This window comes from Paenibacillus sp. E194 (assembly GCF_000935845.1).
GTDB lineage: Bacteria > Bacillota > Bacilli > Paenibacillales > Paenibacillaceae > Paenibacillus_B > Paenibacillus_B alvei_B.
On sequence record NZ_JMDX01000509.1, the window covers coordinates 1 to 1,086 of the forward strand.

General features: G+C 56.0%; 1 protein-coding gene. It reads left to right on the forward strand.

Annotated features, from left to right (window positions below; genetic code table 11):
- Window positions 1–99: 99 nt before the first annotated feature.
- A partial coding sequence (locus tag AZ66_RS29265; protein ID WP_044358173.1) for a condensation domain-containing protein occupies window positions 100–1,086 on the forward strand: 987 nt, incomplete at its 3' end.

Sequence of the window (1,086 nt, forward strand, 5' to 3'; positions counted from 1 at the left end):
ACGGCGAACAACGTCCAAGCCCATAAACGCGCAGGCCGAAAGCAAGCTTTTCGGATCTGCGCCGGGGCATGGTTTACTTCATTTTTAGGGGAGGTACGAATGAAATCTTTATTTGAAAAGGAAGAACGGTACTGGAGCGGCAAGTTTGACGCCGATGACAGCCTGAGCTTCCTTCCCTACAGTCAATCCTCCAAATTATCCACCGATGGGGAAGCTGCGGCCGCCGAGCCGGGCTTGCTTCACCGTACTCTGCCGAGCGAACTCTCGGAGAGAATCATTCGCCTCGCCAACGGTTCGGATTTGGCTATGTACATGATTATTTTGGCAGGAGTAAAAAGCCTGCTGTTCAAATATACCGGGCAGAACCAAGTCCTGGTCGGCATGCCTTCTTATAGCGCAGACCCCGACGGGACTCCGCCGCCGCATGACATCTTGGTGATCAAGACGGCCATAAGCCGCCAGACTACGCTGAAAACGCTGCTCGGGGACATCAAAGCTTCCATCGGCGAGGCGCTGGAGCATCAGCATCTGCCTTTTCCAAAAATGGTGGAGCCGCTCCATCTGGACTATACGGTGGACGGCCTCCCGGTCGTCAACACCGTTGCATCTTTCGCCCCGATTCATCCGGTACCGCTGGGTAACCGGGTGGCGGCCGATACGGTTTTTCGCTTCGATCGCCAAAACCACTCCATTGAGCTGGAAATAAGCTTTGACGGGCAGCGGTACGAGCGGGCATTTGTAGAACAGGCGGCCGACCATCTTGTTCGGCTACTGTCCTTGCTATTATTTCAGCCGGATCTGGAGCTTGGACAAGCCGATGTGCTGTCCCCAGACGAGAGGGAGACGCTGCTGAAGCGATTTAATGACACCGAAACCGGGTTCGAGCGGGGGAAAACGATTCATGGCTTGTTCGAAGAGCAGGCGGAGCTTTACCCGGACAACGTGGCCGCCGTCATGAACGAGCGGCAGCTGACCTACCGCGAGCTGAATGAGCGATCCAACCGCCTTGCGCGGAAGCTGCGGGAGAAGGGAGTAGAAGCGGACCAACTGGTAGCGATTCTGGCTGAACGCTCGCTCGATATGGTT